25 protein-coding genes and 1 riboswitch are annotated in these 26,837 nt (G+C 62.7%); of the genes, 10 read left to right on the top strand and 15 right to left on the bottom strand.

Annotation, left to right across the window (positions count from 1 at the left end; all coding sequences use genetic code 11):
* The first annotated feature begins 9 nt into the window (after window positions 1-9).
* On the top strand, window positions 10-456 hold the full coding sequence (locus MU846_RS10415) for a secondary thiamine-phosphate synthase enzyme YjbQ (RefSeq protein WP_246952433.1): 447 nt from the start codon (window positions 10-12) through the stop codon (window positions 454-456).
* Between the two features lie 172 nt (window positions 457-628).
* Here the strand turns inward: MU846_RS10415 and MU846_RS10410 are convergent, their stop codons facing one another.
* From MU846_RS10410 to MU846_RS10385, 6 genes are all read right to left on the bottom strand, one after another.
* Window positions 629-1,321 (bottom strand): DUF2057 family protein, encoded by a 693-nt coding sequence (locus MU846_RS10410; RefSeq protein ID WP_246952430.1) that lies wholly within the window; start codon window positions 1,319-1,321, stop codon window positions 629-631.
* Between the two features lie 85 nt (window positions 1,322-1,406).
* Window positions 1,407-1,760, bottom strand: coding sequence for a DUF4870 family protein (locus tag MU846_RS10405; protein WP_246952428.1), 354 nt, complete (start codon window positions 1,758-1,760; stop codon window positions 1,407-1,409).
* 29 nt (window positions 1,761-1,789) lie between these two features.
* A complete protein-coding gene (locus MU846_RS10400; RefSeq protein WP_246952427.1) occupies window positions 1,790-2,122 on the bottom strand; it encodes a BPTI/Kunitz domain-containing protein in 333 nt (110 codons plus the stop codon).
* Window positions 2,098-2,667, bottom strand: a complete 570-nt coding sequence (locus MU846_RS10395) for a mechanosensitive ion channel domain-containing protein (protein WP_246952424.1) — start codon at window positions 2,665-2,667, stop codon at window positions 2,098-2,100. Before MU846_RS10395 ends, MU846_RS10400 begins: the two co-directional genes overlap by 25 nt.
* Window positions 2,660-3,301 carry an MBL fold metallo-hydrolase gene (locus tag MU846_RS10390; RefSeq protein ID WP_246952422.1) on the bottom strand — a complete coding sequence of 214 codons (642 nt, stop codon included), beginning with the start codon at window positions 3,299-3,301 and terminating at the stop codon, window positions 2,660-2,662. Before MU846_RS10390 ends, MU846_RS10395 begins: the two co-directional genes overlap by 8 nt.
* 126 nt (window positions 3,302-3,427) lie before the next feature.
* Window positions 3,428-4,798: a cytochrome P450 gene (locus MU846_RS10385; RefSeq protein ID WP_246952420.1), complete on the bottom strand. Its 1,371-nt coding sequence runs from the start codon at window positions 4,796-4,798 to the stop codon at window positions 3,428-3,430.
* Between the two features lie 295 nt (window positions 4,799-5,093).
* Between MU846_RS10385 and MU846_RS10380 the strand changes: the two genes are divergently transcribed.
* Window positions 5,094-6,695, top strand: coding sequence for an isocitrate lyase (locus tag MU846_RS10380; protein ID WP_246952418.1), 1,602 nt, complete (start codon window positions 5,094-5,096; stop codon window positions 6,693-6,695).
* A gap of 338 nt (window positions 6,696-7,033) precedes the next feature.
* On the opposite strand, the gene MU846_RS10375 is transcribed toward MU846_RS10380, so the two are convergent.
* The 4 genes from MU846_RS10375 to MU846_RS10360 form a co-directional block, all read right to left on the bottom strand.
* Window positions 7,034-7,642, bottom strand: coding sequence for a gamma-glutamylcyclotransferase (locus tag MU846_RS10375; protein ID WP_246952416.1), 609 nt, complete (start codon window positions 7,640-7,642; stop codon window positions 7,034-7,036).
* A 75-nt stretch (window positions 7,643-7,717) separates the two neighbouring features.
* Complete coding sequence (locus tag MU846_RS10370) at window positions 7,718-8,371, bottom strand: histidine phosphatase family protein (RefSeq protein ID WP_246952413.1); 654 nt, start codon at window positions 8,369-8,371, stop codon at window positions 7,718-7,720.
* A gap of 684 nt (window positions 8,372-9,055) precedes the next feature.
* Window positions 9,056-10,249, bottom strand: coding sequence for an NHL repeat-containing protein (locus tag MU846_RS10365; RefSeq protein WP_246952411.1), 1,194 nt, complete (start codon window positions 10,247-10,249; stop codon window positions 9,056-9,058).
* A 21-nt stretch (window positions 10,250-10,270) separates the two neighbouring features.
* Window positions 10,271-12,289, bottom strand: a complete 2,019-nt coding sequence (locus tag MU846_RS10360) for a TonB-dependent receptor (protein ID WP_246952410.1) — start codon at window positions 12,287-12,289, stop codon at window positions 10,271-10,273.
* A 151-nt stretch (window positions 12,290-12,440) separates the two neighbouring features.
* Window positions 12,441-12,669: riboswitch (cobalamin riboswitch) on the bottom strand.
* A gap of 91 nt (window positions 12,670-12,760) precedes the next feature.
* Between MU846_RS10360 and MU846_RS10355 the strand changes: the two genes are divergently transcribed.
* The 3 genes from MU846_RS10355 to MU846_RS10345 are packed head-to-tail and all read left to right on the top strand — an operon-like array spanning window position 12,761 to window position 15,418.
* Complete coding sequence (locus MU846_RS10355) at window positions 12,761-13,681, top strand: cobalamin-binding protein (RefSeq protein ID WP_246952408.1); 921 nt, start codon at window positions 12,761-12,763, stop codon at window positions 13,679-13,681.
* A complete protein-coding gene (locus MU846_RS10350; protein ID WP_246952406.1) occupies window positions 13,671-14,648 on the top strand; it encodes a FecCD family ABC transporter permease in 978 nt (325 codons plus the stop codon). Before MU846_RS10355 ends, MU846_RS10350 begins: the two co-directional genes overlap by 11 nt.
* Window positions 14,648-15,418: an ABC transporter ATP-binding protein gene (locus MU846_RS10345; RefSeq protein ID WP_246952404.1), complete on the top strand. Its 771-nt coding sequence runs from the start codon at window positions 14,648-14,650 to the stop codon at window positions 15,416-15,418. Before MU846_RS10350 ends, MU846_RS10345 begins: the two co-directional genes overlap by 1 nt.
* 23 nt (window positions 15,419-15,441) lie before the next feature.
* Here the strand turns inward: MU846_RS10345 and MU846_RS10340 are convergent, their stop codons facing one another.
* From MU846_RS10340 to mtgA, 4 genes are all read right to left on the bottom strand, one after another.
* Complete coding sequence (locus MU846_RS10340; protein WP_246952401.1) at window positions 15,442-16,755, bottom strand: hemolysin family protein; 1,314 nt, start codon at window positions 16,753-16,755, stop codon at window positions 15,442-15,444.
* Window positions 16,756-16,863: 108 nt separating this feature from the next.
* The gene (locus MU846_RS10335) at window positions 16,864-17,577 is read right to left on the bottom strand and encodes a type 1 glutamine amidotransferase (RefSeq protein ID WP_246952399.1); all 714 of its coding nucleotides are present in this window, start codon (window positions 17,575-17,577) and stop codon (window positions 16,864-16,866) included.
* A 23-nt stretch (window positions 17,578-17,600) separates the two neighbouring features.
* Window positions 17,601-19,022: an META domain-containing protein gene (locus MU846_RS10330; RefSeq protein WP_246952397.1), complete on the bottom strand. Its 1,422-nt coding sequence runs from the start codon at window positions 19,020-19,022 to the stop codon at window positions 17,601-17,603.
* 72 nt (window positions 19,023-19,094) lie between these two features.
* Window positions 19,095-19,802: a monofunctional biosynthetic peptidoglycan transglycosylase gene (mtgA, locus tag MU846_RS10325; protein WP_246952395.1), complete on the bottom strand. Its 708-nt coding sequence runs from the start codon at window positions 19,800-19,802 to the stop codon at window positions 19,095-19,097.
* Between the two features lie 444 nt (window positions 19,803-20,246).
* Between mtgA and MU846_RS10320 the strand changes: the two genes are divergently transcribed.
* The 5 genes from MU846_RS10320 (at window position 20,247) to MU846_RS10300 (ending at window position 24,709) form a co-directional block, all read left to right on the top strand.
* Window positions 20,247-20,831, top strand: a complete 585-nt coding sequence (locus MU846_RS10320; protein ID WP_246952394.1) for a ZrgA family zinc uptake protein — start codon at window positions 20,247-20,249, stop codon at window positions 20,829-20,831.
* On the top strand, window positions 20,828-21,619 hold the full coding sequence (locus MU846_RS10315; protein WP_246952393.1) for an ABC transporter ATP-binding protein: 792 nt from the start codon (window positions 20,828-20,830) through the stop codon (window positions 21,617-21,619). Before MU846_RS10320 ends, MU846_RS10315 begins: the two co-directional genes overlap by 4 nt.
* Entirely contained in the window at window positions 21,616-22,875 is a 1,260-nt protein-coding gene (locus tag MU846_RS10310) for an ABC transporter permease (RefSeq protein WP_246952391.1), read from the top strand. The genes MU846_RS10315 and MU846_RS10310 overlap by 4 nt, the downstream gene beginning before the upstream one ends.
* Before the next feature lie 17 nt (window positions 22,876-22,892).
* Window positions 22,893-23,501, top strand: a complete 609-nt coding sequence (locus MU846_RS10305; RefSeq protein ID WP_246952389.1) for a DUF3299 domain-containing protein — start codon at window positions 22,893-22,895, stop codon at window positions 23,499-23,501.
* 263 nt (window positions 23,502-23,764) lie between these two features.
* Window positions 23,765-24,709, top strand: coding sequence for a TerC family protein (locus MU846_RS10300; RefSeq protein WP_246952386.1), 945 nt, complete (start codon window positions 23,765-23,767; stop codon window positions 24,707-24,709).
* Here the strand turns inward: MU846_RS10300 and MU846_RS10295 are convergent.
* A complete protein-coding gene (locus MU846_RS10295) occupies window positions 24,703-26,553 on the bottom strand; it encodes a DUF2868 domain-containing protein (RefSeq protein ID WP_246952384.1) in 1,851 nt (616 codons plus the stop codon). The genes MU846_RS10300 and MU846_RS10295 overlap by 7 nt on opposite strands.
* Window positions 26,554-26,837 lie beyond the last annotated feature (284 nt).

The following is a 26,837-nucleotide window of genomic DNA, read 5'->3' as shown; positions in this document are numbered from 1 at the left end:
AGCGCGCACATGGCCTGGGTGCAGCGAACGATACGGCTTACGCCACGTTCCCGTGGGTTCCATCTGATCACTGGCGAGGTGCTGGCGGCATTGCCAGCGCTGGCCGGGTGCCGTATCGGGTTGTTGCATGTGTTCATCCGACACACGTCGGCGTCGCTGGCGATCAACGAAAACGCCGACCCGGATGTGCGCGGTGATCTTGAGCGGCACTTCAACATAATGGTGCCGCAGGGCGTGCCACATTATGTGCACACCGACGAAGGGCCGGATGATATGCCGGCCCATATCAAGAGCGTGCTGATCGGTGCTTCGGTAACGGTGCCCGTCACGGATGGCCGGTTGGCGCTGGGCACCTGGCAGGGCCTTTATCTGTGCGAGCATCGCGATCACGGCGGCCCGCGCGAGCTGGTGCTGACCTTGCAGGGCGAGATGCCGCCCGCGGCCGGTGGTGGGTGAAACTGGCCGAGAGCGTCGTGCTCCGGTCACCGTTTTGTGCCGAGACGGCCCGCACAGCCGGCCATTTACAGCGCCCGCGGCGCGGGAACGATCACTCGCCAGCCACCCTGCTTGGCGCTGGCGGCGCCTGCTCCGGGTTCTGTTCGAGCGCATGGCTACCGGGCATCGCCTGTTACTCCGCGATCCAGCGCAAAAATGCGCGCCGTTCGTCGCTATTCGCCTGCGACCAGTAGGCTTTCAGCATATCCAGATAGCCGCTTTCAGCACCGCTTTCATTGTCGCTCACGGCAACGGGCGCACGGGGCGGCGTGCTGCTGCCAGCGGGCGCGATGGCGGTCGCTGGTGCCGGTGAGGGCGTTGCCGAGCCGCTGGTCAGAGTGCCCAGCAGGGTCGGGCGTTGCAGATTGCTGCCCGTGGTAGCGCGGCGCTCGCCGGTAGCGATGTTTTCCGACCAGCCGGAAAAATCTTCAGCAAGACGCTCCGCTTCCGCTGCGTTGGCAGGTGTTTCATAGGCCAGCAGATAAATCTCGCCAGCCTCGCCATCCACGGTGAAGGTCACCGGGTCGGAGCGGTAGGTGTAATGGGAGTCCACGTTCGTGGTCCACAGCTCCTTGTAATACGCCTCGATCCGGTATTCGCCCGGTGTGAGTTTGAGTTCCTGGCCGGAGGAAAACAAGGTGCTGCCTTGGCTCAAGTGCTGGCCGTTGATGGCAAGGAGTTCAAGTTGCTCCGGGGCGCGTACCGTCAGCAGTGCCGAGTCAGGAAGCTCGGGGCCTTCGTAAAGGCGCAATACAGAATCGCTCTGGCATGCAGCGAGCAGCCAGCCGAGAGAAGTGATGAAGGCGAGGCGAACGAGGATTTTCATGCGGGGACTCCAAGGCAACCGGGCCTCATGATGACGCCCGGATGTGACAGATTTGTGGCAGCCCTGGCCGGCAGGGCTGCGCATCCTACCAGAGCCAGGTAGTGGGGTTGGCGACGGGCTGGCCATTACTGATCGCCATCAGCCCTTTGGCACAGCGCACGATCATCCAGACGGCCAGCGCCAGCATCAGCAAAAAGCCGATGCCGATGAACGCCAGCAGCAAGCAGATGAGCGCATAAACCAGGCCGATCCAGAATGTGCGGTACTGGTACTGAAAATGGCTACGTTGCAGGGTGGCGGCGTTACCATGATAGACGTGGGCGAGAATGACGCCGACGATCGAGGTGATGCCGACCACCAGCGATACCAGATAAAGCACATAGACGATCTTGACCATATTGTTCTGGTCTTTGAGGGCACTATCGTTTGCTTGCTGCATGGGCCTTGCTCCCTGGGTCACCGTTGGATTCAGAACGAAAGGCTTTGCTGGAAGGGGGCCACCGGCGCGGCATCCGACGCCGGCGCATTGCAGGCTTGCTGGCAGTCCTGCATGGTTTCGAACGGCACACTGCCGCCGCAGCCACCCCAGATAAAGCTGCGGCAGCTGCCGCTGGCTTCATCGAAATAGTAGCGGGTAAAGGCGGCGCGGCACATGCCGGCATCCGGCTGCATCAGGCAGGCTGGCGCCTGGCCGCCGGCGCTGTCTTGCGGGGCTGCGCCATTGCTGGTGCAAGCTGCAAGGCCGAGGCACAGCAGCGTAAGCAGCGTGAGGGGGATCAGCGAACGTGTTTTCTGTCGCATGGAAGCTCCTTGGTGGGGGCAAGCCGGATAACGGTGCGCTGTAGTAGCACGTTGTTGGGCAGCGTGTACTGATGATCATCGCCATCCTCCAGCGTGAGATGAATGAGCCCGATGTGACGCACGCGGCCTGTCACGGTGTTATCGCCATCGAGCACGCGAATGCGATCACCGACACGAAACGGCGCGCTGAAGAACAGAATGAAAGCGGCGGTAACGTTGCTGAGGATCGACCACACCGCAAACAGCGCGATGCCCACCACAGCGAACAGTGATGAAGCCACCACCAGAAAACCTTGCCCGGTAAAGCCCCAGATAGCGCCGAGTACCAGCAGGCCGAACAGGGTGGCAATAATGTTGATCACCACCACTACCTGAAAAATCCGCCCCGGCCCGTAATTCTGCCGGCGGCCAAAGCGGCGCGCGAGGCGGCGCATCACACTGGCGGCCATCAGAATCACGGCAATGCTGATAATGGTCATCAGCAGCCGCAAAAAGTTGTGCTGCGGAATATAGTCGTTGAAGAACGTGTACAGTGCGTCAGCCACGGTGATCGCTCACGAAGGGGTTGGTGCGGCGCTCCGTGCCAAAGTCCGACATCGGGCCATGGCCGGGAATGAACGCGATGCCGTCGCCCAGCGGGAACAGGCGCTCGCGGATCGAGCTGACCAGTGCAGCATGGTCACCCCGAGGAAAATCCGTACGGCCGATGGAGCCGGCAAACAGCACATCACCCACCACGGCAAGTTGTGCCTCGGGCTGATAGAACACCACATGGCCGGGTGTGTGGCCGGGGCAGTGCAACACTTGCAGCGTCGTATTGCCCACCGTCACGGTATCGCCATGGGCCAGCCAGCGATCCGGCGCAAAGCTGCGCGCCGGCGGAAAGCCGAACATCTGCGATTGCTGCGGTAGCATATCGAGCCAGAAACTGTCGTCCTCGTGCGGGCCTTCGATGGGGATAGCCAGCTTCTCGGCCAGCTCGGCCACGGCACCGGCATGGTCGATATGCCCGTGGGTAACAAGAATTTTCTCCGGCTCGCCGCCCAGCTCGGCGAGTGCGCTTTCGATACGGGCAATATCGCCGCCCGGATCACAGATCGCCAGCTTGCCTGTGTCTTCACAGATCAGGAAAGAACAGTTCTGCTGGAACTGCGTCACCGGCAGGATTGCATACTTCATCGGAAACGAGGCCCTGTTGCACGGGTTGAACGGAAATAATGCCGGCAGTATAGCAGGGCCGATGACGGCCGCCCCAGCCTTGCGCGGGACGGCCTGCCCGGGCAGGTAAAAAGAACGTAAAACGCCTTACAGAGCGCGGAGCGTGACCGGCAGCCCGTCACCCGGCATGGCAAGCGGCACTTGCAGGGCCGGCATCCGGTAGCCAGCCGGCACGCTCACCTCGAAGCGGCGCAGGAAGTGGAACAGGAAGGTGGTGCTTTGCAGTGCCGCAAAGTGCAGGCCGATGCACTTGTGGTGACCGCCGCCGAACGGCACCCACAGGAATGGGTGCTGTTTGTCCTCGGCGCGCTCGGGGCTGAACCGCTCCGGGTCAAAGCGGTGCGGCTCGCTCCAGTATTCCGGCATATAGTGCGTGTGCAGCGGCACTATATGCACATGCGTGTTGGCCGGCAGCCGGTAGCCCTGCCACGAGGTTTCGGCCACGGTGCGCCGGGGGATGGTGGGCAGCGGCGGGTGCATGCGCAGCGCCTCGCGAAATACCCAGGAGGCTTGTGGCAGGCGCTCCAGATCCGCGTGGGTAATGGTGTCCGTGCCCAGGCTCTGGAATTCGGCCCGCAGGCGTGCTTGCCATTGGGGGTGCTGGGCCAGTGCATAAATGATCGAGCACAGGGTGCTGGTGGTGGTGTCGTGCGCGGCGAACAGCAGGAAAATGATGTGATTCATCACATCTGTGTCGGTCAGTTGCGCATCGGCATCCTCGGCCGCAGCGCGGCACAGCTCGGAGAAAAAATCCGTGCCGCCCTTGCGCCGGGTGGCGATCAGCTCGGTAATGAAGCGCTCAAGATAACGGCGCGCCCGCAGGCCCCGGTGCCATTTGGTGCCGGGGATGGGCAAGCGCAGCAGCGCCAGCGAGGCATCTACCTCATCGACGAATGCCTGATTGACCCGCGCTGTCTCCGGCCCCATCTCCAGGCCCAGAAATATCTCGGCGCCCACATCCAGCAGCAACGCCTTGACCTGATCCAGGAAACGGAACGAGCGCCCCGTGGGCCAGTTGGGCAGCGCCTGAGCGATATGCGGGTTCATGCGCTCCATATAACCGGCCAGCGCTGGCTTCTTGAACGCCTGCTGCATGATGCGCCGATGGAACTTGTGATCGGCAAAATCTCGCAGCATCAGGCCATCGGTGAACAGCCGATCCAGCACTGGGCTCCAGGCGGCACGGCTGGAAAGCATATGTTCGGTGTCGCGCAGCAGGAACTCGTTGGCCTCCGGCCCTAGCAAGGTAACAGTACGCTGAAACAGGATATTGCTGCGAAAAACAGGCCCGTATTGCGCAGCGCGGCGTGTCATCAGGCCGCCGAAATCTCGCAAGAAGGCCAGTGTGTGGCCGATCACAGGGGCGCCGTAATCGCCAGGGATATGAGCCAGTCGACGTTGGGGCCACCGGGCCAGCCGGGCTGCCTGGGCCTGCGCCCGGTGCATGGATGTGGTCATGGAGCCTCCGCAGTAAGGGGATATACGCAATGTATCCTTTCGCGGTCGGGATAGGCTAGTGCGATGATCTGAAAATGGATGTAAGGGGCGGATTCTGGCGCTCAGGGTACCATTATTCATGCGCTGAATAGCGAACATAAAGTATATTAATTTCTTTTATGTGCGCGCGGGCCGTAGAATGCGCAGCACTGCCACTGGCCAGCGTGGGATATCGCGCCGCCAGTGGCCTCGTCGGCGTCATCTCAGGGCCGCCGTTATCCGCCCATGAACGTGTCAACGTAAAGGACCCGACCCCATGTCTCAATACTCCAAGGAGATCGATGCCGTTGCTTCCGCGGTGAAAGGTTTTTCGACCTGGAATGCCATCAACCCGGAATCCGCAGCGCGTATGCGTCTCCAGAATCGTTTCACGACGCACCTGGACATCGCCAAGTACAACGCGAAGATCATGCGCGAAGACATGGCGGCGTACGACAAAGATACTTCCCAGTACACGCAGTCGCTGGGTTGCTGGCACGGTTTCATCGGCCAGCAGAAGATGATCTCCATCAAGAAGCACTTCGGCAGTACCAAGCGCCGCTACCTGTACCTGTCCGGCTGGATGGTCGCCGCTCTGCGTTCCGAGTTCGGCCCGCTGCCGGATCAGTCCATGCACGAGAAAACAGTCGTTGCCGACCTGATTCGCGAGCTGTACACCTTCCTCAAGCAGGCTGATGCGTGGGAGCTGAACCACCTGTTCCGCGACCTCGACGAAGCGCGCGCCAAGGGCGACAGCAAGGCAGAAGCCGAGATCATCAACAAGATCGACAACTTCGAAACCCACGTGGTGCCGATCATTGCCGACATCGACGCCGGTTTCGGTAACGTGGAAGCCACCTACCTGCTGGCCAAGAAAATGATCGAAGCGGGTGCGTGCTGTATCCAGATCGAGAACCAGGTTGCCGACGAGAAGCAGTGTGGCCACCAGGACGGTAAAGTGACCGTTCCGCACGACGACTTCATTGCCAAGATCAACGCTGTTCGCTACGCGTTCCTGGAGCTGGGCGTGGACGACGGCGTCATCGTTGCCCGTACCGACTCCCTGGGTGCTGGCCTGACCAAGCAAATCGCCGTGACCAATGAGCCGGGCGATATTGGCGACAAGTACAACAGCTTCCTGGATGGCGAGTACATCGACAGCGCCGACCAGATCGCCAACGGTGACGTGGTCATCAAGGCAGATGGCAAGCTGAAGAAAGTGAAGCGTCTGGCATCCGGCCTGTTCTGCTTCAAGGAAAATACTGGCGTTGACCGTGTTGTGCTGGACTGCATCACCAGCCTGCAAAACGGTGCTGACCTGCTGTGGATCGAAACCGAGAAGCCGCACATTGGCCAGATCAAAGGCATGGTTGATCGCATCCGTGAAGTAGTGCCGAACGCCAAGCTGGTGTACAACAACAGCCCGTCCTTCAACTGGACGCTGAACTTCCGCCAGCAGGTATTCGACGCATGGCAGCAGGAAGGCAAGGACGTTTCGGCGTACGATCGTGACCGCCTGATGAGCGCGGATTACGACGACAGCGAACTGGCCAAAGTGGCTGACGAGTGGACCGCAAACTTCCAGCGTGAAGCCTCTGCTCAGGCAGGTATCTTCCACCACCTGATCACGCTGCCGACCTACCACACCGCTGCGCTGTCTACCGACAACCTGGCGAAAGGCTACTTCGGCGACGAGGGTATGCTGGCATACGTTGCTGGTGTTCAGCGCCGCGAAATCCGCGAGGGTATCGCGACCGTGAAGCACCAGGACATGGCCGGCTCCAACATCGGCGACGATCACAAAGAGTACTTCGCTGGTGATGCCGCGCTGAAAGCCGGTGGTAAAGACAACACCATGGGCCAGTTCGAGAATATCTGAGCGAACACAGCACTGGTGTAATGAAAGAGGCGGGAGCAATCCCGCCTCTTTTTTTATGCATGGCTGCCCTGAAGAGAATTGCCAGTTAAGCCATGCAGGCATGGCGAACGAAGCGGCATAGCGAGACGGGAAACTGAAGCGGGTGCAGCCGCGCCGCCTTGCGGCATACCCGCAAATCCAGCTGATCGGCGCCGACCCAGGGCCCTTCGGGTTCGCCACGTCGCGTCACACTCGGGCGACATAGGAGGCACACGCCGCAGCGCCACTTTCATGATGAAATACCGCTGCGCCTTCCAGCCGCCAGCCGTACCAGGCGGCAAGTATCGTGGCCGGGGCCATCAAGACGACGCCACAGAATCCTTTCCACGTCCATCGACATCCTCCGTGCTGGCCCGCAACAGATGGTGTTCGATTGCAAACACATGCTCGTCTTCCGCACCCAGCTCGCGTAACGCTTCGGCAAGCCGCAGCAGATATTCGCTGTTCGGCCCCGAGGGCCCGGCGGCACTGGCGATATGACGCGCGATGGCAGCTTCCGGTGCCGGGCCGAGAAAGGCTGCATTATCCTCAGTGGCGATATACACCAGCCCCTCGCAGGTATCGCCGTCGTCGAATGTCAGAGGTGTGCGAAAGCGCAGATAGCCGTTTTTTTCGCGAAAATCCAGATGCGCAAAAACTTCCGGCGTCACCAGAAATGCCATGCCCAGGCAGCGAGTGCCCGCCTGGGGCACCAGCGTGACCACACGGCCTGGCCGTTCAAGAGTGCCGCGATGATCGTGCGAGCCTTGCCAGAAACGCCGGGCCCAGCCAGTGATGCAGGCCGGCCGGCGCGCCAGAAAAGGAAAGTCCGGGCGAAAAATAAGTGATCCATAACCGAACAGCCAGACTTCCTGATGCTGATCGAAATGGGTCATGCTTTTATTCTGGGCGGTGGTATCCGGGCTCATTGGTTTGACACAGCCAGCGCAACGAACTGGCCAGTCTACCAGACGAGCCGGCGGCCGGGTGGCCGCCGGCGATCATCAGGCGGCGTCGAGCTGCAATTGCCCCGGCCGAAAGCCATGCGCCACCAGGCAGGAAAACAGGCCGTGATCGGTATCATCAACGCGGATACGGCTGCGTGATGCATACGGCACCTGCACGTTGGCGACACTGCGCGCTGCGGAAATACCGAGGATCTCGGCCATCACCATACGAATTACCCCCGAGTGACAAACCAGCAGGATGCGCTGGCCTTGCAGGCGGTCGATCCAATAGGCCCAGGCGCTGGCGACACGCTGTTGAAAGCTGGCGAGGGTTTCGCCGCCGGGTGCGGGATAATCCTCGTCGCCTGCCCAGAATTCGGCCAGGCGTTTGCCATCGCGCACTTTGATCTGCTCGGCGGTGCAGCCTTCCCAATCACCGAAATTCAGCTCGCGCAAATCGGCGTCCTGATACAGTGGCCAGCCGCGCTCGCTGGCAAGTGCTTCGGCAAAAGCGTGGCAACGCAGCAACGGAGACGTCAGTACGGCGTCCCACTCTTCGTCGGCGCCGATTGCATCGTGCATCTGTCGCCAGCCGCGCTCGGTCAGCGGATCATCGCGATGCCCGCGATAGATAACGCCGCCCTCCGGCTCACCGTGGCGAAGTAGATCGACCCAGGTGGAAGGCGCCTGGGGTGTGGGGTCAAGAAGCATAGCGGGCACCTACGGATTCAAAAAAGCTCATGGATACGTATTGCCGGCAACTCACCTTGCGCTCGCTGGCGTGCATCCGATGCAGTGCTGCAACCCGCTCTGCGGCAGGTGCCGGCAGGGCCTGACGAGGGGGTTGGCATATCAATATGATATAGCTCCAGAGTGGTGGCGCCAGGCGCCAAATAGCAGCTTGGCTCAAGTTTACGTCCGGTGTAATGGCAAAGTGTGTGCGCAGGATGGTCTGCCCCTGCGCTGCGCCTGTCAAGTGGGGCTACATATGTAAACACTGTGGTGTGCCTTGAGAGCGGCAGATCACTTGGTGCATTCAGCAGGAAAGGAATGCCGGGCTTTGCGCGGCTATCGCGCAGCACCGCTGGCCGAGGCCAATTGTAGACAATGTTCGGCGTGCGCTGGCGTAACGCGGTAAGCGCTGGTGGCGCGGAGTGAACGATGAGGCTTGGCGCTTTCGCCATTCATGGCTTCGGCATGCTGTCGCCTACCGCGGCAGAGCGGTGGCAGGCTGAGAGACTGAGAGGGAGAGAGAATAGGCGGCGCAGCAGCGGGGGGTGTTTAAGCCGCACGAGAAAGGGTGGCTGGCGGAAAGGGCAGCGCACTGCTGCACAAGCGCGCTTTGGCCCCGCTGCCCATTGACTGAATTGGCAGCGGGGTATCGAACTACCGAAATCAGTCTTCGGTCACAAAGGCGATATCGGTAGGCAGTAGCTGGGTTTGAACAAAGGCTATTTGCTGATCGGTGCGCGGATCAATCACGCGCAGGCCGGGCGGATCATCAGGGGTGCTATCGCCCGCATCACCAATCCACAGACGGCCGAGAGGATCGGCGGCAAGAGCACGAATGTCCCGCCCGGCGGCGGCGTCCACTTCGCCCAGCAGCGCGCCGCTGCGCGGATCGATGCGGTGCACATGCGCCTGTCCGTAAAGCTGATGGGCGCTGATGTACGCGGTCGTTTCGTCGATGAGAGCCAGATGTTCGATACGGCCGAAAGTGCTGTCACCGATCAGGATTTGCGTGACAGAAAAATTGTCAGGGTTTATGCGATCAATGCCGCCGGATAAATCCCAGCCCATCCACTCCCCGGTGCCTTGCACAAGCAGGCCGACAGCGGGCTGGTAGGCGATGCTGGCCGGATTGCGGCTGACAAGCGGGATGCCCTTGAGACCGTCTTTATTGTGGCCGGTGTCGATTTCTTCGTCCGTATCAGTATCAAACACCGCGACGTAACTGGCAGCGGTCGGGAGCCAGTTGCTATCCAGGCGCTGCAAGGTGATGAACAGACGATCACCGACGAGAATGGCGGCGGACATGTGCGGGTGGCGGCCGCCGGCATTGTAAGCAGAGAGATCCAGCTCACCGAGGAAGAAATCCGCCGCCGATGTTGCGGAGGGATCGACGATCCAGGCGGTGTTCGATTCGTAGCGAAGCAAATAGGCTTTTTCGTCACTCACGAACACCAGATCGTAAAGATTGGGTGTGGCGGTGTCGGTGGCCCGGTAACCGTGATGCCGCCACTCGAACACACCAGGGTTGGTGATATCTACCTTGCTTATGCGATCCAGGCTGCGGCTTTCGATCAGATAATAATGCTGGCCGTAGCTGTTGACGGAAATATCGGAAATCGTGCTGTGAAAGCTTCCGGAGGATTGCATGGGGCCATCCCGTAAGGCAATCAGCTCGACGGCGCCTGCCGTGTAACCAGGGTCAACAGTGGCGACCACGGCAGTGATGCCGGTGGCATGATCAAAGGCTGGCCGGGAACTGCTGCTGCCGCCGCATCCGCTGAGGACGACGAGCGTCAGTAGCGCGGCGCTGATTGTGCGCCAGGAACCGGCGGCCGGGGTTGAGATGGAAATCGTCATGAGTATCCTCGCAGGAGATGGCTAAAGCGTATGTTGAAGCGTCAGGAACCAGGCGCGCCCGGTGCCCGGAAAGCGGTTGAAATCCTGGTAGTGGTGGTCGGCAAGGTTGCGCACGGAAATGGCCAGGCGGGTTTCATGCCCGAGCTGCCAGGAATGTGTCCACGACAAGGTGGCATCGGCGGTGCGGCGCGGTTCGGCAGGAAGAATATTGGCAGCGTCATAAAACATTTCGTCGTCTATATGCCACGACAGATCAAACTGCCAATGCTGCCCGTGCCAGGCGCTGCGCAACATCGCCGTGCGGTGGTAAATGCCGGGAACCTGCTTGCCGATATAGGTGTAAATCGTGCGCGAAACATTCTCGGAATGCTGCCAGGTGGCATTGCCTGCCAGCGACCAGCGCGGCGTTAGCGCGTAATGGACCGCAAGCTCAGCGCCTTCGAATTCCGCTGCCACATTGACGTGTCGGCCGACACCACGAGCGTCGAAGACGGTGATGATGGCGGGGTCGAGATCACGGCGAAATGCGGTGGCTTCCAGGTAGCCCCCGGCCAACGCCAGGCGGGCGCCGATCTCGGTATTGAAGGCTTGCTCCGCACGCAGGTTGCGATTGCCCACAAACAGCCCTTGCTGGCCAAATTGCTCAAGCAACGACGGAATGCGCACCTGCCGAGATACGTTGGCATACAGCTCAAGGGGCGTGAAAAGCTGATACCGCAGGCCCAGTTGCCAACCGCTGAAAGAATCATGCTGGCGTGTGCCGGCAGCACTGCCATCAGGCAGTGCTTCGTCGGCTTCATCGATCAGGTCGGTGCGGCGCAATACTGCTTGCGTGCGCCACCGGGTGCTGCTGGCCCATTCATGGCTCAGCGCTGACGCAAGCAGCCAGCGCTCGCGTTGCACCGCCCGTTGGTGGCTGAGACGGTTGCGCTGCTGCTGATCGTAGTAGGACAGCTCAAGCGTGCCGGTCATTACGTGGTGCTGATGAATCCAGCTGGCGGTATTGCTGAAGCTGAGTTGTGCGGTATCGGTACCTGTGTCGTAGCGGCCCAGGCCCACCAGCCCGGCACGATCATGGTAACGTTCTTCAAGATGCGCCACGCTCAAGCGATGGCTGCGATGCAAGCGGCCGGCGAAGCTGCTCATGTCGCGAAGATGGATTTGTGCTCGGTGCGTCCGCGTTTTCAGCCGGGCACGATTGCTGGGCCAGTTCTGTATTGATGGGACGCCTTGCTCGCGGGTGGTTGTTTGCACCAGCGCTGACAACTGCCGCGCCGGGCTGAGCTCGTAACCCATGCTGGCGCTTGCATCGTACTGTTCGGTATCTGCATTGCGGCGCCGCGTCTGGCGGCCATCGGTCGGGTTGTACCAGTCGGAATGATTGGGGTAGCGAAAATCATTGTCCGCCGCCTGTCGATTGGCCGACAACCAATAATGCAAACGCCCGTGGGCACCACTGTTGAACAGCCCTTGCCGCTGCGTACCGAAACTGCCGGCGCCAAGATTGAGACGCGTCTGCGGGCGCGTTTCCGTGCCCAGCGACTCCATCATGATAACGCCACCCGGCCCGGCTTGTGCGATGCGCGCAGGGGGGTTGCCGGGATAGATCTGGATTCGGCTGACATCGTGCAAGGAAAAAAGACTCAGATCCACACTGCCGTAGAGTGGGTCGTTGAGCAACATGCCATCCAGAAATACTTGCACCTGCTTACCGGATGAGCCGCGCATGGAAACGGTGGCGGTACTGCCCAGGCCACCGCTTTGGCGGATCTGTACACCAGTCTGGTCACCGAGGGTATCGGCGAGCGTGGTGACGCGGTGTTCGAACGTATCGCGCTCGATCACGCGCACCGGGCTGGTGCTGTCTTGCGGGTCGATATCGGCCGCGGCATTGAGCGGGCGCACAATGACCTGCACAGGCGCAAGAGTTTTTTCCTGAACCGGCGCTTTTTTTGCGGCAGGCGTAGTACTTTCAGCCGCCACTGCACCGCTGCCAAGCAAGCCAATAGCGATAAAAACCAACCCGCGAAAGGGCATCATTTTTCCATTTTCCCGTGATAGCAGACACAGCTCCGCCGCACGTTATTCCCATCGGAAAACGCGAGCATTTGCAGCTATCAAAGGGCCTGGAAACGCCGGTATGATGCACCGGCCGAGGCAGAATCCCCGCACGAACGCCCACCGCGATCGCGACGATAGCCGGTGGCAGGCCGGTCTCCGGGCTGACGGTCGGATGCGCAGCATCCCGGTATATACGCCTTCCCGCGCATCGCGCAGTGGCTGGCTGCTTGCAGCCTGTAGATACCTGAACCGATCACCGTTGCGGGGGCAGCGCTGGTGTTGCACCAGCTTCCCAGTTTCATCCAGCGGCGCAGACATCAAGCCTTGCGCTGCCGGACACCTGCCACGGACAGATTGTCAGGCGCGCCATTCATCATCGGCGCGCAATGGCGGGCATGTTAGGGCGTGCGAGGGCCGTTGTCATCCCGGAGCGGCAGGAGGGCGGGTAGCGTGACAAATCAAAAAGAGCAGCGCGATGCCGTGCGCCAGCGGTTGTTACGGTGCATGGCAATGGCGGCATTGCTCACTGGCGCGACGATTGCGCAGGCGCAACCGCGTTGCGTGATCGATGATACGGAGCAAGAGCTATGCCTGGCTGCACCCGCGCAGCGCATTGTGTCGTTGTCGCCGGGTGCGACGGAACTGCTGTTTGATGCCGGTGCGGGCGCGCAGATTGTCGGCACGGTGAGCTTTAGTGATTATCCCGAGGCGGCGCAGGATATCCCGCGCATTGGCAGCTATAACCGCATTGATCTGGAATCCTTGCTGGCGCTGCGGCCGGATCTGATCATCGCCTGGCACAGCGGCAATCCACGCGGTCAGGTTGAGCGCCTGCAACGCATGGGCCTGCCGGTTTATTACACCGAGCCGCGCAGTTTTGCGCAGATTGCCAGCACCTTGTTGCGGCTGGGCCGCCTTGCCGGCCGTGAAGAAACGGCAGAAACAGCAGCGGCCGCGCTTGAGCGTGATGTGGCCGCGCTCGCGGAAAGGTATGCAGAAGCTGAACCGGTGCGGGTGTTTTATCAGATTTGGGACGAGCCGCTGATGACCATCAACGACACGCATTTCATCAGCGAAGCGATCAGGCTGTGTGGCGGCGTGAATATTTTCGGCACCTTGCCACGGCTGACCCCCACGCTGGATCCTGAAACAGTGCTGGAGGCAGATCCACAGGCGATCATTGCCGGCGGGATGGGTGAAGCCGAGCAGGCCTGGGCGCTGGGGTGGCGCCGCTACGATGCCTTGCAGGCGGTGCAGCAAGGGCATCTGTTTTTTGTGCCGCCGTCGTTGCTGCAACGGCCGACGGTGCGATTGTTGAGCGGCACCCGCGCCCTGTGCACGCATTTGCAGGCGGTGCGGGATGGTGATTGAGCGGCGCTTTTGCTGGGCATTGGCCGCGCTGCTGCTGTTGTCAGTGTCGGCATTGTTGATCGCGGTGACGGTCGGCAGCGTAACGCTGTCGGCGGCGGAGTTATGGGCGGTGCTGCAAGGCGGCGGTGATCCGCTGCACCGCACCCTGTTGCTGGATTTGCGAGCGCCGCGAGCGGGGGCGGCCTTTGCGACCGGTGCGCTGCTGGCGCTGTCCGGCGCGTTGATGCAGGTGCTGCTGCGCAACCCGTTGGCTGATCCGTATGTGCTCGGGCTGTCTGGCGGGGCGGCGGTGGGTGCCTTGAGTGCGATGTTGCTCGGGTTTGGCGCCGCCATGATTTCCGGCTCGGCGTTTATTGGTGCGTTGTGTTCGGCATTGCTGGTTTTCGGATTGGCCCAAGGCGCCGGCAGCTGGTCGCCGGCGCGGTTGTTGCTCACCGGGGTGGTGGTTGCGGCTGGCTGGGGCGCGCTGATCAGTTTTCTGCTTTCCGTGGGGCCGGCGGAGCGGTTGCCGGGGATGCTGTATTGGCTGATGGGAGATCTCAGTTATGCGCGCAGCCCTTGGCCGGCGGCGATGTTGCTGGTGGCCGTGATGGTGCTCGCGTTACCCGCCGGGCGCAGCCTGAATGTGCTGGCACGCGGCCCGTTGCAAGCCGCATCGCTGGGCGTGCCGGTGGTGTGGCTGGAGCGAGGTGTTTATGTGCTCGCCAGCTTGCTGACCGCCGTGGCGGTGACGACGGCCGGATCGGTCGGCTTTGTCGGGCTGATCGTGCCGCACATGCTGCGGCTGGTGCTCGGCAATGATCAGCGCGTGATCCTGCCGGCCTCCGCCCTCGCGGGTGGCTCGTTGCTGACATTGGCAGATACATTTTCGCGGGTGCTGATCGCGCCGGAACAATTGCCGGTCGGGGTGATTACGGCGCTGATCGGTGTGCCGACCTTTCTCTGGCTGCTTTACCGGAGCCGGTAATGACACCGCTGCTGCAAGTAAAGAATCTGGTTATCGATATTCCCCAACGTGCAGGCGGCGAGCCGCTGGAGTTCGCTGTGTTGCCGGGGCAGGTATGGGGCGTGCTCGGCCCCAATGGCGTGGGCAAGACGACGCTGCTGCATACGCTGGCCGGCTTGCGGCCGGCACGCGCCGGAGAAGTGCGGGTGAAAGGCAGGCCGCTACAAGCCTGGCGCCGGCGGGCGCTGGCGAGGATGCTGGCAGTGTTGTTTCAGGAGCGGCACGAAAGTTTTCCGGCGACCGTCATGGAAACCGTGCTGATCGGCCGTCATCCGTGGCTGCCGCCGTGGCAGCTGGAGCGGCCGGAAGACATCGCACTGGCTCGGCAAGCGCTGGAGCGGCTGGCGGTGGCCGAGCTGGCGCCCCGGCTGCTGAGCACGCTCTCCGGCGGCGAGCGGCAGCGGGTGGCGATTGCCACGGTGCTGGCGCAGGCGCCGCAGCTGTGGCTGGCGGACGAGCCCACCAACCATCTTGATCTGCATCATCAGGTGGGCGTGATGGCGCTGCTGGCGCAGCAGGCGGCGGCGGGCTGCGGGGTGCTGATGTGCATGCACGATCTCAATCTCGCAGCGCGCTGGTGTGATCATGTGCTGCTGTTGTATCCCGATGGCGCAGTGCGGGCGGGCACGGCGCAGCAGATGCTGAAGCCGGAGCTGTTATCAGAGCTTTATCGTCAGCCGCTGGTGGCGGCCGAGGTGGATGGCGCGCGGGTATTTGTGCCGGTGAAATAACCGCGTGTTGCCCGCTCGCGAGTTCAGGGCGTGCCGTCCGCCCCGCTGTCCGGCACCGAAAGCGGCGTGACCAGCAGTTTGTCCACGCGGCTGCCATCCATATCCAGCACCTCGAATTGCAGGCCAGCACACTGAAAGGTGTCCGCCGCCGCCGGCACCTTGCCAAGCTGGTGCATGGTGAAGCCGCCCATGGTGTAGTAATCGTCCTCCGCTTCATCATCCAGGCGGCTGAGGTGAAACGCGTCCTTGAAGCGCTGGATGGTCATGCTGCCGTCCAGCAGCCAGCTGCCATCGCTGCGTTGCACCAGCTCGGGCGGGTCGGCGTCGTTGCCATCCGGCAGCTCGCCGACGATTGCCTCCAGCACATCTGTCACGGTCACCACGCCCGTCAGATCGCCATATTCATCGACGATGCAGGCCAGTTGCGTGCGTGTCTGGCGAAATTGTTCGAACAGATTGGTGATGGTGGAAGAGTCGGGAATATAAGCCGGCTGGCGCATCACCGCCCGGATATCCGGCCGATTGCCGGCGAGCACGCTTTTCACCAGATCGTTGGTGCGCAGCACGCCGGCAATCTGCTCCAGGCCGCCCTCGCACACCAGGATGTGAGCATGGGGATTGCTGAGAATGCGCTGGCGGATTTCTTCCGCCGAGCCATGCAGATCAACATAGGTCACATCCTTGCGCGGTGTCATGATTTCATTGATGTGCTGCTCGTCCAGGCGCAGCACGTTGGCCACCAGCGCCTGTTCGCTGGCATGAAACACACCTGCTTCCGCGCCTTGTTCCATCAGCACGCGGATTTCCTCGTCCGATACAGGCGGCTCCTCGCGAGCATGGGCGCCAAGCAGGCGCACCAGCAGATCGCTGGAACGTGACAACAGCCATACCAGCGGGCGTGCTGCGGCGGCGAGCCAGGTCATCGGCCGGGCAACGAGGCCAGCGATGCTCTCCGGGGCCAGCAGCGCCAGGCGCTTGGGCACCAGCTCGCCCACGACCACCGAAAAATAGGTGATCAGAATGACCACCAGCGCGAGCGCCAGGCCGCTGCTATAGGGCGCCAGCAGCGGCACGCCTGCCAGCGTCTCGGCAATCGGTTGCGCCAGTGCGTTCTCGCCGATGGCGCCACTGAGAATCCCGATCGAGGTGATGCCCACCTGAATGGTGGATAAAAAGCCGGCCGGGCGCTCCTGCAACGCCAGTGCCACGTCTGCACTTTGCTGGCCGGCATCGGCGCGGACTTTCAGTCTCGCCTTGCGCGCCGATACCACCGCGATTTCGGACATCGCGAACAACCCGTTGAGCACAATCAGAAACAGTAGCAGTAACAGTTCCATGACACGGCCTTGCCGCAAGAAAGGCGCGGCGGGGAAATGAAGGGAGCCTTGATGGTGCAATAGCAGGCTCGCCGTGCCAAGGCATGGCCGCTGGCGCGGCCAGATGGTTCAGGCAGGCTGGGGATCAGCGGGGCGATAGGGCAGCAACGCCAACAGGGCGTTGAGGCGCTCGTGCAAACCTTCCACCTGCGCCGCGCCAGCCACCAGCTCGCTGATGCTCTGCACCCATTCGCCCGGTGCCAGATCATCGCGGCAGTGGCCACACAGCCCGGCCACCGTGGCTGCATCACTTTCCAGATGACATTGCAGGCCGAGCACGCGGTCGCCGATCAGAAATGCCTGATTGGCGCAGGCTTCGCTGGCCAGCAGGTGGCAGGCGCCGTCGGGCAGGGTAAAGGTATCGCTGTGCCAGTGCAGCACCTTCGGCATATCACGAAACAGCAGCGCGATATCGGGCGGGCAATCAATGGTCGGCTGCACCGGGAACCAGCCGATCTCGCGGCAGGCGCCCGGCACAAGCAGGCCGCCGAGCGCGGTGGCAATCAGCTGCGCACCAAGGCAGATGCCGACCACCGTGCAGCCGTGCTGAACCGCATCGCGAATCAGTGTTTTTTCGGCGGCGAGCCAGGGATAGGTGGCGTGGTCGGCGGCGCTCATCGGGCCGCCCAGTATCAGCAGCCAGTCGAAGGTGCCCACGGCCGGCAGGGGCTGGGCGTCGTACAGCGCGACGATCTCGATATCGAAGCCCTGTTGCTGCAGCCAGGGCAGCAGGGCCGCGGGGCCTTCAAAAGCAACGTGTTGCAGGATCACGGCACGTGCCATGCCAAGAACTCCTCTCGCCCTGGTCAGTACAGGTAGATCGCTTGTAGTTGCGCCAGGGTCTTGCCGTTCGCATCCAGCAGATAAAGGGTTTCGCCGTCGATGCGCGTTGAGCGAGTGGCGACCAGCGCGGCGCTGAAATCACCTTCGGTATCCATGCCGCCGAGGCAGGCCATTTTTGTCGAGGCCAGATGGCCGAAGCGGAGTGCGCCCTGCTCTTCGCGCTCGTGTACGGGGCCGCGCTCATAACTGCCGGTAAAGCTGTTGCAGCCAAGATTGCCGCGTGCCTGGCTCTCTGCGCTATGCAGTACCATATGGGCCTCGCGCTGGTGAGTGGGGCTGCTGATGCGGCGGCTGCCCAGGTGGGTCAGTTTCCAGTAGGTGTTTTCAAGCTCGGCAGTGCCGCGAGTAGCGCAGTTGGCGCCGGGAATAGTGCGCTCCAGCGTCTGCACGAACAGCTGTTCGACGATCGAGCCCTCTTCGGCACCGGGGCCATCCTGAAGGGTGCCGGTGACCGTCATCAGCACCGGCGTGGGCATGCCGTCTCCGCCGATTTCCCGCTGTGCCAGATAGGCGCGTTCAAGCTCAACACCGCCTTCGCTGTATGCCACCGGGTAGCGGCGGCCGGTGGCACACTCGGTGAACAGCGCCGCATCCGCAAAATAGACATATTCGCCGTGCAGTGTGCGCACCGCTGCGGTGGCGCCGCGCGTGGCGCCCGATAACGCTTTCAGCGTGATCGGCTGCGGCTGCTCGGGAGCCAGCTCCGCCAGCGCGGCGCTGTGGCCGTGATACTGTTGCGCGCCGTCAACCAGCACGCGCACGGTCAGGCGTGCCTGCGGATGTGCGGCCACTTCAGGGGGCGGTATATAAAAACGGTAGCTCAGTGCCTCGGCGCCGGCAGGTGGGCGGCTCAGCTGTCGGCGCACGATTTTTGCCGGCAAGCCGTCGGCGTCCTGTTCTTCCAGCGTGATCGCCAGCACGGCGTCGGCAGGCATACCGAAATCCTCCGGCAGCCGGATGTCGCCGGCGATGCGCACCGCTGCGGTGGCGTCGCGTTGCCAGCTGCCGGTGAAAGCGCCGTCTTCGTCATTCAGGGTGAGGAGGCCATCGTCTGTCAGCGTATAAGGAATCTGCTGGTAGCGCGGCAGGCCGGTGCTGCGGGTCACACTTTCCAGCTTCAGCGTATCGCTGTTGGCGTGCCAGCGATGGCCCTGCTGGTCTTCAAAGCCGAGCAGGTGCAACTGCTGGCTCTCATCCAGCACCAGCACCCGCTCCGCGCCATCACCCTCGACCCAGAGGCCACTGAGCGACTGCTCCTGCTGTGAGGGCGGCGGTGGTGGTGCTTCCGCTGCGGGCGCGGGGGGCTCGTCTCCACAGGCGGCGAGTAACGCGGCCAATGCCAGCAGTGCAGCCAGCCGGTGACGAAGGGAAAGCAAGCGAGCCATTCTAGGGTGTCCTTTAAACGGGAAGCGGGTAGCCTTTGAGCGATATCGCCGGCAGCGGTTCCATAACAGGCGTCAGGGTACCTGAACCTGGTGCATGCGTGCCTGAATGATTTGGCTGTACTGGCGCAGCCAGGGTGTCGGCCCGTGCTGGTGGTAATGGCGTGGGCGCGGCAGTCGGGCGGCAAGTTCCGCCGCTTCCGCCGGCCCTAGCGCCGCCGCAGGCTTGCCATACAAGCGCCATGCAGCGGCCTCGGCGCCGAAGATGCCCTCGCCCCATTCCGCCACATTCAGATACAGCTCCAGAATGCGCCGTTTGTCGAGCAACTGCTCTTGCATCAGAGTGATGGCCAGCTCCTGGCCCTTGCGAATATAAGAGCGCCGGCCGGAGAGAAACAGGTTTTTGGCCAGTTGCTGGCTCACAGTGGAGCCGCCGGCCACCGGCTCGCCGGCCTCACGGTTGCGCTCCAGCGCATGCCGGATACCGTCCCAATCGACACCGCCATGCTCCATGAAGCGGGCATCCTCGGCGGCCAATACAGCACGCTTGAGATGAATCGAAATCCGCTCGTAATCCACCCAGCGATAGTCCAGCTGCGCGTCAGGGTTCTGTTGTTGAAGGCGGCCAAGCTCGCGGGACATGAACGCCGTTGTCAGCGGCGGCTGGTTGCGATACCAGACCAGCCAGGCGGCAAACCACAGCTGCACCAGCAGCAGCGCCACCAGTAGCAGCGCGAGCAATTGCCACAGGCGCCGCCAGCGGCGAGGGCGGGAGGCAGGCATAGCAGATCCTTGCGTGCAATGGGCATCATCAACACCACATTGTTGCCCGCTGCACCGGTTCAGGCCAGTAACGCTTTGTTGAATCGAGCGTAGCATCGCGGTGCCGAGCCCAGCCCAGCCAAGCCCGGCCCAGCCAAGCCAAGCCAAGCCAAGCCAAGCCAAGCCAAGCCAAGCCAAGCCAAGCCCGACCCGACCCGACCCGACCCGACCCAGCTTGGCTCGGCCTGGTGCGTGGCCTGGCACCGGCAGCGAGGAAGTTTGCCGGTTGCTGCGGAAAATGGCCTGCAATCTGCAATCTGCCATCCACCGTCCCTCGTCCGTTTCTGCTGTTCCGTTACCTTTTGCTGCTTTGCTTGTCTTGTTACTGTATAACATTTGCGGCCGCGGTCTTGCGTGTGGTGAAGTTGGCCGCCATCAACACTGCTGCTGTGAAGGAAACCACGCATGCCTCGATTTTCCCGCTTGTCGCTCGCGCCGTTGTTGTTGCCCGCGCTGGCCTGCCTCAGCATGCCGGCGTTCGCCGGCACGCCGCATGTGCACGGCCAGGGGTTGCTGCAACTGGTGCGCGAGGGCGAAACGCTGTGGGTAGAGCTGACCGTGCCGGCGATGGATGTGGTCGGTTTTGAGCAACTGCCCACCCAGCCGCAGCGGGTGCGCGATGTCGAGCAGGCCGCACAGCGCCTGGGTGATGTGGCGCACCTGTTGAAATTGCCGCCAGCTGCCGGCTGTGAAGTGCAGACGGCATCGGTGGAAAGCGGGCTGCTGCCAGTTGCAGCGCAGGCGCCGAGGCATCACGCTGACCACGACCACGACCACGACCACGACCACGACCACGACCACGACCACGCCGATTTTCATGGCCACCTGGAACTGAGCTGCAAACGGCCGGATGCGCTGCGCTCGGTGGAGATCGTGCTGTTCGTCACCTTGCCGCGCCTGGAGCGGCTGATCGTGCAGAGCCTCGGCGAAACGAGCGCGCAGGAAGTGCGCCTTCAACGCGGCGGCGATTACCGCGTGGTGCTGCCATGACGGCGCCAGCGGCTCTGCATATGGCAGATGTGCGCTACCGCTGGCACCGGCGCGCCCCCTGGGCGATCAACCTGCCGGTGCTGACGCTGGCAGCCGGGGAGCATGTGTTTCTCGCCGGCCCGAGCGGCAGTGGCAAGAGCACGCTGCTGGCGCTGATCGCCGGCATCGCGGCACCACAGGCCGGGCAGATCACGGTGCTGGGCGAGCGGCTGACCAGCCTGTCCGGCGCCCGCCGCGACTGCTTTCGTGCCGAGCATCTGGGCATCATCTTTCAGCAATTCAATTTGCTGCCTTATCTTTCCGTGCTGGATAACGTACTGCTGCCGTGCCGGTTTTCCCGCCGCCGGCGCCAGCAGGCCATCGAGCGTGACGGTAGCCCCGAAGCGCAGGCAACGCGGTTGCTCGGGCGGTTGGGGCTGGCGGCGGACGATGTGCTGCGCCGGCCCGTGACGGCGCTTTCCGTTGGCCAGCAGCAGCGCGTGGCCGCAGCGCGAGCCCTGATGGGCGCGCCGGGGCTGGTGATTGCCGACGAGCCGACCTCGGCACTGGATGCTGACCGCCGGGCAGAATTCGTCACCCTGCTGGTGCAGGAGTGCCAGGCCGCCAGCGCGGCGCTGCTGTTTGTCAGCCACGATCTGTCGCTGGCATCGCGCTTTCAGCGCAGCGTGTCATTGCCGGACATCAACGCGCTCTCACCGCCCGCTGCATTGGCGTCGAGCGGCCCGCACACGCAGGGAGCCGCCACCGAACACAGCACGCTGCCGGGCAGCCACGGGAGCCGCCCATGACGGTACTGAAACTGGCGCGAGCAAGCCTCTGGAATCGCCGCACTACCGCCGTGCTGGTGGTCTGTTCGATCGCCCTGAGCGTGGCCCTGCTGCTGGGCGTGGAGCGGGTGCGCACCGAGGCCCGGCAGAGCTTTGCCAATACGCTCTCGGGGGTCGATCTGATCGTCGGTGCGCGCAGCGGCCCGATCAATTTGCTGCTTTACAGCGTGTTCCGCATGGGCGACCCGACCGCCAACGTCAGCTGGGCCAGTTACGAGACATTGCGAGAGCATCCTCGCGTTGCCTGGGCCGTGCCGCTATCGCTGGGCGATTCCCATCGCGGTTTTCCGGTGCTGGGCACCACGGCGGAATATTTCGAGCATTATCGTTACCGGCAGGGCGAGCCGCTGGCGCTTGCCAGCGGACGCATCTTCGACGATGTGTTCGATGCCGTGCTGGGGGCCGAGGTGGCGCGCAAGCTCGGCTATCGCGAGGGGCAGCGTATCGTGCTCGCCCACGGCACCGGCGCCATCAGCCTGACACACCATGATGACAAGCCGTTTCGTGTGGTCGGCATATTGGCACCGACCGGCACGCCCGTGGACAACACCGTGCATATCAGCCTGGCAGGCATGGAAGCACTGCACATCGACTGGCGCGGTGGCGCGCCGCTGCCCGGCTACCGTGTCGGCGCCGAGCAGGCGCGGGACATGAACCTGACACCTTCTTCGGTGACGGCGGTGATGCTCGGCCTGACTTCACGCCGGGCTGTGTTCCAGATGCAGCGCGAGATCAACACCCGGCGTGATGAAGCGCTGCAAGCGATACTGCCCGGGCTGACACTGCAACAATTGTGGGACATGATGCGCGTCGGCGAGCAGGCCCTGCTGGCCGTTTCGGCGCTGGTGGCCGTGGTTGCCCTGACGGTCATGCTCACCGCCTTGCTGACCGGCCTGAACGAACGCCGCCGGGAAATGGCGCTGTTGCGCGCACTCGGCGCCCGGCCGTGGCAGATATTTGCGCTGGTGCTGGGTGAATCGCTGGTGCTTTCGCTGGCGGGGGCGTTGCTCGGCGTGCTGTTGTTGCAGGCGCTGGCCTGGGGTGCATCGGGCTGGCTGGGCGGCCAGCTTGGCATGACGCTGCAACTGTGGCCGCCCACCTGGCGCGAGGCAGCGCTGCTGGCCGGATTGATCGGCGGCGGCGTGCTGGCCGGGCTGTGGCCGGCCTGGCGCGCTTATCGCAATGCACTGGTCGATGGCATGACCATCAGGATGTAAAACCGTCGGAAAGGTGAATGATGCACAACCTCAGATTTGCCGCGCTCTGCCTGCTGCTGATGGTAATAGCGCCGCTGCACGCCGCCGAAGAGCTGGAGTGGGATGACATGATCCCGCCCGGCTGGCCGCCGGAAGAGCTGTTCGATGGCGTGGACATCAACCAGCTCGAAGATGACGACCCGAAAGCTATCGAGTTTTTTTCCCGCCTGGAAAAACTCTGGGACGAAGCACCGATGGTGGACGCCCTGCACGGCAAGCGGGTGAAACTGCCGGGCTACGCGATTCCGCTGGAAGGCGACGGCGAAACCGTCACCAGCTTTTTGCTGGTGCCGTATTTCGGCGCCTGCATCCATGTCCCGCCACCACCGCGCAACCAGACCGTTCTGGTGGACATGCAGGGCAACAGCAAAGCGCAGATTGATTACGCTTTCTTCACCGTGTGGGTCACCGGTGAAATGCGCGTGGAGCACAGTGAAACGGATCTGGCGCTGACGGGCTATACCCTGCTGGCCGAACAGGTGGAGCCATATCTGGAGCCGGAAGACGACGCCGGCGGCTATCAGGGCGAGGGCGCCTATGACGATCCCTACGGCGATCCCTACGGCGATCAGTATCAGCAGCCCTGACGCGATGCGGCACGCGTGATGCAATCAGCAGCGCGCCGGTGACATTCGCGCAGCGATAGCGCTACACTTGGCCCCGTCAAGGGGAGTAGCTTCTCGCCACAGTGTCGTCATCACGGCGGTTCCGGTTTCGGTGCCCCCGGTGCTGTGGGCAACGGATGCAACGTTGCAAGCAAGACCTTGCCTTCAACGGGCAGGTCGTGCGTGCAAGAAACAGAAACGGCCTGTTCAAGTGAGCGGGCCGTTTTTATTTGAGAGGCAACAACATGCAGACAATCGGTACCTGGTGGATGTGGGCCGGCTTTGCCGTGATCGTGCTGGTGATGCTCGCCATTGATCTGATGATCGGCGGCGGCAAGCGCCACCGGGTTTCGTTCCGCGAGGCCGCCACCTGGTCGGTGGTGTGGGTTGCGGTGTCGCTCGCGTTTGCCGGCGGTTTGTGGTTTTACCTGGATCAGGTTGCCGGGCGTGTGGTGGCCAACGACACGACGCTGTTATTTCTCACCGGCTATGTGCTCGAAAAATCGCTCGCCGTCGATAATGTGTTTGTGTGGATGCTGATTTTCAGTTTCTTCAGCGTGCCGGCCGATCTGCAAAGGCGGGTGCTGCTGTACGGCATTCTCGGCGCAATCGTCCTGCGCACCATCATGATCTTCGGTGGCAGCTGGCTGATCAGCCAGTTCGAATGGATTCTGTATATCTTCGGTGCGTTTCTGGTGTTCACCGGCATTCGCATGTTGATGCCGGAAAAGGAAACCGATCTCTCCGATAACGTGCTGGTGAAATTCGTGCGCCGCCATTATCCCGTTACCGAACAGCTCGAAGGCGAGCGGTTTTTCGTGATGCGCAACGGTGTGCGTTTTGCCACGCCGCTGTTTCTGGCGCTGGTGCTGGTGGAGATTTCCGATGTGGTGTTTGCGGTGGACAGCATCCCCGCCATTTTTGCCATCACCACCGATCCGTTCATTGTGCTGACCTCGAATATTTTTGCCATTCTCGGTTTGCGGGCAATGTACTTTCTGCTGGCCGGCATGGCCGAGCGCTTCTCCCTTCTGAAATATGGCCTGGCCGCCATTCTGGTGTTCATCGGCACCAAGATGCTGCTGATGCACTGGTTCCATTTGCCGGTGCTGGTATCGCTGGGCGTGATCGTTTCGATCCTCGCGCTGACCATTATCCTCAGCCTGCGGCGCCCGGCCAAAGCTCATTGAGGCCGGGTGCCGGAGCGTGCCGCCAGCAATTGATCGAGCAGGCGCGCCAAGGCTGCCTGTAGCGGTGGCTGCACGCTTTCCGCCTTGCCTTTGCGGCATAGTGCGAACAGTTTTTCCAGCTCGCTTTCCTGGCGCCGGCCAAGCACCGTGCGCCAGTCCGCTGCCGGCTCGGCAGGCAGCTTGCTGCCGGGCAGGCGGCTGCTCAGCGTGCTCCAGGCAGTGATCAGCCGGCCAAGCAGCACCCATGGATACTGGCGATTCTCCACCGGCCCGAAGCGCACCGTAGCGTGATCGGCGCTGGTGCGCGCCAGCCGCTCGGAAAAATACACCGACGCCGCCGAGCCGGCCGCACCCACCGCCGCCAGCGCGGCGGTCAGCGAGCCCAGGCTCATGCCACCAGTGGCGGCATCCAGCGATGCACCCACACCAGCGCCCAGCGTGCCACCGCCCGCACCCGCCAGGAGCGCCAGCCGCTTGCGGCTCAGGCCCCAGCGCTCCCAATCCTCGATCACGAACAGCTTGCTCGGGTCGGGCATGCTCGGGTCTGGGACATCCTGCTCGCTGGCATAGCGCATCACATCCGCATCAGTCTGTAGATAAATTTCCGCTAGCGCCGACAGCGCCTGCGCTTCCTGCTGTTGCTGATGCGACTGCCAACGTGCCTGCAAGGTAGCGATAAAAGCGGCATCCAGTTTATGGCCATCCAGCTCGGCCTTTTCCTGATGCGTCAGCATGTCGAGCAGCGTGCGGCTGATCAGCCGTGCCGATTCCTGCGCCGCACCATGCTGATCGAATACAAACTGCGCCATGGTGCGCTGATACAACGGATGCTGCTGCAACGCATCACGCTGCGCCCGCTGCCAGCGGTGCGCACACCAGCGCAGCAGCAAAAAACGCGGCAGCAGGGCATACACCAGCCACAGGCAAGCGAGAAACGGCCACCAGCGGCCCAGCAGCGCCGGGTCAGCCGCGCTGGCGGTGCCCGCCAAACGGTAAAATTGCGAGGCTTCCACCAGCTCCAGCGTCGGCACCGCTGGCGCCAGCCACAGCCAGGGCAAGGCCAGTGCGCGAACAAACGCGAGCAACTCCGGCGGCTGGATATTCAGCGTCGTGCTCCAGCCGAAGGCAATATCCTGCACCGTCACATACACGAACAACGCCAGCAGCGCGGCGGCATTGAAGGCCAGCGCAAAGCGTTGCGTCAGTAACAGCAAAAACGGCGTGTGCAAAGTATCGAAGATGCCCGGTTGCTGATGCGGCGCATCCAGCAGCCGGCGCAGCGGCCCGCGTAAAAAACGGGCCGGTAAATAGCCCAGCAGATCACTGAGCAGCGGCAGCCGCCGCGCCTTGCCCAGCGACATCGCCAGCGCTGCCAGCGCGAGCAAGGCTTGCAACAAGGCAAAGCCGATAATCCACAGCACATTCACCTGCGCGGTGCCATCGTAGGCCACCAGCCCGGCCATGAACCCGAACCCGAGCAGCAGCCCCAGCAGCACAGCGGCGGTTTGCACGCGCCGCAGCGCCGTCACCAGCCGGGCGCCGGGCGAGGGTGGTTGCGGGAAGGCGTTGGCCAGCCACTGGTCAAGCCGCGCCGTTTCGGGTGTGTCCGGTGTGGTTTGCTTCAGCACATCGGAAAATCCGGCCTGCGCCGGGGTGGTGAAAGTGCCGCCCGGATGCCAGGCGGCATCGAGATCCACCAGCCGCTGCAACGGGTTGGGCGCTGCCCGCTGCGCCGCCACGGCGGTGCCAGGCTGCGGCGGCAGTATCTCATGCGATGGCCCGGCTCGGCGCATCCGGCGACGCAGCAACAGGCGAGTCAAAATCCAGCTGGGGCGATGCTTCATGCACGGCTCACAATAATGGCAAGACCAGTTCAGGATAAGGTGCCGCCCCAGTGTAGCGGAACATTGCGGCGGCGACTGCATGGCAGGGCTTGCCGCCGGGTGCGGCTTGCCCGAGGTGCGTTGGCCAAGGCTTGGGCTGGGGGTATCTCAGAGCGGAACTCAGAGGAGGTAACCCGGAGGAGGTGGTAACCCAAGGCAACCCCGAACGTAACCCAAGAAGTACTCAGGAAGTAACCCAGGACGTGCGACCAGCCTTGTTGTGAAGTGTGACGGGCGGAATGTTG

It is taken from the genome of Alcanivorax quisquiliarum (assembly GCF_023051175.1).
Taxonomy (GTDB): domain Bacteria; phylum Pseudomonadota; class Gammaproteobacteria; order Pseudomonadales; family Alcanivoracaceae; genus Isoalcanivorax; species Isoalcanivorax quisquiliarum.
Note: the sequence above shows the minus strand (reverse complement) of the source record. Positions and strands in the feature narration are given on the sequence as shown.